Annotated in this window: 4 protein-coding genes; 1 reads left to right on the forward strand and 3 read right to left on the reverse strand. The window is 74.3% G+C overall.

What is annotated here, in order from left to right; genetic code table 11:
* Positions 1-113: 113 nt before the first annotated feature.
* Positions 114-476 carry a DUF952 domain-containing protein gene (locus ACSNOD_RS29700; protein WP_436770177.1) on the reverse strand — a complete coding sequence of 121 codons (363 nt, stop codon included), beginning with the start codon at positions 474-476 and terminating at the stop codon, positions 114-116.
* A 141-nt stretch (positions 477-617) separates the two neighbouring features.
* Here ACSNOD_RS29700 and ACSNOD_RS29705 point away from each other — a divergent pair, with 141 nt between their 5' ends.
* Positions 618-1,436: a hypothetical protein gene (locus ACSNOD_RS29705; RefSeq protein WP_436770178.1), complete on the forward strand. Its 819-nt coding sequence runs from the start codon at positions 618-620 to the stop codon at positions 1,434-1,436.
* Positions 1,437-1,571: 135 nt separating this feature from the next.
* Here ACSNOD_RS29705 and ACSNOD_RS29710 read toward each other — a convergent pair whose 3' ends face one another.
* Entirely contained in the window at positions 1,572-2,030 is a 459-nt protein-coding gene (locus ACSNOD_RS29710; RefSeq protein ID WP_436770179.1) for a DUF4913 domain-containing protein, read from the reverse strand.
* Positions 2,027-3,578 (reverse strand): type IV secretory system conjugative DNA transfer family protein (locus ACSNOD_RS29715; RefSeq protein ID WP_436770180.1); only part of this gene is annotated, 1,552 nt, incomplete at its 5' end. The genes ACSNOD_RS29715 and ACSNOD_RS29710, both read right to left, overlap by 4 nt.

Here is a 3,578-nt window from a genome sequence, read left to right on the forward strand (position 1 = left end):
ACTCCGTACGCGCCGGGGCGCGAGCCGCCTGCCGCGCTCCGGCGCGTACGGAGTCGGGGCGGGCCGTACGGGGTCGGCGAGCGGGTTGGGCCGCGCGGGGCCGGCCGGGGCGGTCAGGACCAGACGGCGAGGTCCACCGCGTTGCCCTCGGCGTCCCGCCGGACCTCCAGCATGCCGACGACCGCGGGCCGGTTGACGCGCCCGTAGACGTGCGGGAACAGGGTGCCGGGGGCCGCCCCGGGCGGGGGCTCGGGGTCCGCCCCCTCCCAGCGCACCGGGGCGTCCAGCAGGTTCTCGTCGATCATCAGCACCATCAGCGGGCCGACGGTGTCCCGGTAGAACCGGTTGGCGACGGCGAGCGCGGTGGCCTCGTCGGGCGAGCAGTGCACGAAGCCCTCCTCGGCGAGCGCGGGCGGCGCGTACGGGCGGTCCGGCACGGCGAGCCAGTCGTCCAGCGGTACGACATGGAAGATCATGCGAAACGTTCTACCGGACCGGGCGCCGCCGGGCGCCCCGACCACGCAGATCACCCCGGACCGAGGGCGTTCCGGTGGGCCGACGGGAGCCCCGCGTATTGCCCGCCGCCCGGAGCACCGCGATCGACAGGAGCGAATAGCATGAGTGAGGCGTCGTTCGAGACGGCCGCAGCGCAGGCGCTGCAGGGCGCTGCGATGAGCGTGAGGTTTCTCGTCACCGTCGCCGCCGCTGTGCGGGAGCGTCACGATGAGGCGGCGGCACGGGATGCCGGCCGGGAGGCGGCGAGGGTCGAGCAGCTGCGGCAGCTGATCGGGCCCGCTCAGGAGGTGGAGGCGCATTACGGTCGCATGGTTGCCGAGCAGGTCACCAATCCCGATATCCGGGAGGCGCTGCTCCGCTCTGCCGCAGGCGGTGACCTCCGGCGCGGCCAACAGCCGCTCCACGACCACCAGCGCGCCTCCGGCAGCGGCGACTGGTCGCCCGTCATCGGCCGCGGCTCGCATCCAGGCGACGCCCGCTCCCGCCGAGCGGGCCCAGCACGGCCACCGCCGCCGATACGCCACCGGAAGGGACAAACTGCCATGACCACACCACCGGTGCCCGTGCACCCGGCACACGCAGGCACCCCGCGCCCCGAACGGCCCACCCCCATCAAGGCCGTCGACGAGGGCGCACTCCACAAACCGTCGAGCGGCCCGGCCCGTGACCGCCCTGTGGCCCCCGGGCACGGCGGCACGGACGCGCTCGAAAGGCCCGTGGACGCCGGATATGCCGAGGCTGAGGCGAAGGCCGCTTGGGGGCTGGCGGAGCTGGCCCGTGGCCGCGCGGAGGAACACGCCGAGCGTGGCGACCTTCCCTCCGCCGAGGCCGCGGCCCTGGAGGGCGTGGAGCTGGAGCCGCCGAGTGTGAGCGCAGTGCCGGGCAGTCGCGGGCCGAGGCGGCCAACAGCTACTCGGTGACCGCACCGAACGGCCCGGCTGCGGCCCGGGCGAGACGGGGCGGTGCTCGCCCTGTTGCGGCGCCGCGCACGACAAGGGCGGTCAAAAGCCCGGCCGGCCCGCGCCGGATGCCCTGACCCCGCCCCTCCACCCGTGTCAGGCGTGCCCGCTTCCCGGGGGTGGCAGTGGCTCGACCGGTGGTTGGGGCAGGACGGTGTGCTGGGGGCGTTCGGGGTGGGTCATGCAGGCGGCGAAGGGGCCGGAGGGGCTGCGCAGGTAGGCCATGCAGGGGTCGAGGTGGTCGCGGTGCCAGATGCTGGGGCCGGTGTAGCCCCCGGCTTCGGGGGTGGTCAGTTCCTGCCAGGCCAGCCAGAGGGCGTGCAGGCGGGCGACGGCCTGGGGGTGTTCGAACCAGCGTGCGCACCAGGGTGCGGCCGCGGAGACCTCGGTGAGGTAGCAGCCGGCCAGGACGTATTCCACCCAAAGGGCGAGGGCGGCGAGTTCCGCGTCGTGGGTGTCGCCGTCGAGTTTGAGGATCAGCGGTGGGGCCGCGGGTTCCTGGCCGGCGAGCGGGCCTTCGGCGTCCTGGGAGAGGGCCGGTGCCGGGTCGCTCATGCGAGGGCTGCCTTCTGTGCGCGTTCGGTGATCGCCTTGGTTTCGGCGGCGGCGGCCGCGGCGAGTTCGGCGGCGTCGGGCTCCGCGTACCAGGGGCGGAGCTTGACCATGGCCACGGGGATGCCGGTGGCCAGCAGCAGCGCGCGGCCCTTGGGCATTGCCCGGATCTGGGCCGCTTCCAGGATGCGTTCGCGTTGCCGGGAGGTGCTGGTGCTGCGGCCGCTGGAGCTGTGGGAGACGGAGATTTCCTTGACCTTGTGCTCGCCGACGAGGCGGGAGACCTTCTCGACGAAGTCGGCGTCGTCCAGGCCGGCGCCGAGGAGCTTGACGGTGGAGGCGGACCACAGGGCGTCCATGCCGGCCTCGCCCCACACCCGTACGCCCTGCCGGTAGGACTGCAGGATCGTGACGGGGGTGATGCCGCGCGAGCCGAGGTGGGAGTAGAGGTCGGGCAGGTCCTCGATGCGGCAGACGTTGGCGGCCTCGTCGAGGACGGCGCGCAAGGGGGCGTCCAGGCGGCCGCCGGCCTGCTCGGCGGCCTGGACGCCGGCCCGGAAGACGGAGTCCGCGGCGGCCGCGATGACGCCGGCGGCGCTGCCGCCGCCGTCCTTGCTGAGCAGGTAGAGGGTGTCGCGGGAGCTGACGAAGGTGCGCGGGTCGAATTCGGCGCGGTGCTTGTCGGGGGTGACCCAGGCGGCGATCCGGGGGTCGAGGAGGCAGGCGACGCACTGGCGGGCCGTCTCGTAGACGCCGTCGCGGGTCTCGGGGGCGCCGGCCACGGTGGAGGCGAGTTGGTCGGCGAGGGCGGTCATGTGGTTGGCGCGCAGCGCGTTGACGGGGGCGCGGTCGGCCGGGGTGGACAGCCACGCCAGTACGTCGGTGACAGTGCCGCCGTTGAGGGCGGCGGCGTGGAAGAGCGCGGTGAGGGTGTTGAGGGCGGCGTTCATCCAGAAGTCGCGGCGGGCGGAGCTGTCGTTGCCCGCCGCGACGAAGTGCGTGGCGAGCCGGCGGGCCCCTTCGATGGTGCGGGCGGAGGCGAGCATGTCCCACCAGAGCTCGCGCTCGGTGTGGGCGACGCCCTGTGGGTCGAGGGCCCAGGCGGTGCCGACGCGGGAGCGGGCTTTGCGGGTGATGGCGTAGACGTCGGCTTTGTTGGAGGTCAGGAGGGCGGCGCCGGGCGCTTCCAGCACGGTGGGGGTGGCCAGGGCGGTGGACTTTCCGGCCCGGGGGGCCATGAGGGCCAGATAGACGTCCTCGTCGGAGCCTCGCAGTTCGGGGCCGCGAGGCTCGAGGTCGCCGAGCAGGACACCCCGTTCGCGGGCCTGGAGGGCTGGCCGGTCCTTGAGTGAGGGGCGCAGCGCGCGGGCGCGCTGTTCGGCCTGCTTGGGTGCGAGGGAGGCCACCTCCCGCTGCCCGGCGAGCCCGCCGGGCCGGGCGGAGCGCCGCAGGACCCACACGGCGGTGGTGGTCACGGCCGCGGCAAATACCTGATCAAGATCGGCACACGGGCCGGCACGCCGGTCCGGCTGGAGCTGACCGACACCGAGA

It is taken from the genome of Streptomyces sp. URMC 123 (genome assembly GCF_051386515.1).
GTDB lineage: Bacteria > Actinomycetota > Actinomycetes > Streptomycetales > Streptomycetaceae > Streptomyces.

Excerpts from the sequence above, each read along its gene's own strand:
- ACSNOD_RS29700 (WP_436770177.1), bottom strand. The coding sequence starts at position 476 with ATGATCTTCCATGTCGTACCGCTGGACGACTGGCTCGCCGTGCCGGAC.
- ACSNOD_RS29705 (WP_436770178.1), top strand. The coding sequence starts at position 618 with ATGAGTGAGGCGTCGTTCGAGACGGCCGCAGCGCAGGCGCTGCAGGGC.
- ACSNOD_RS29710 (WP_436770179.1), bottom strand. The coding sequence starts at position 2,030 with ATGAGCGACCCGGCACCGGCCCTCTCCCAGGACGCCGAAGGCCCGCTC.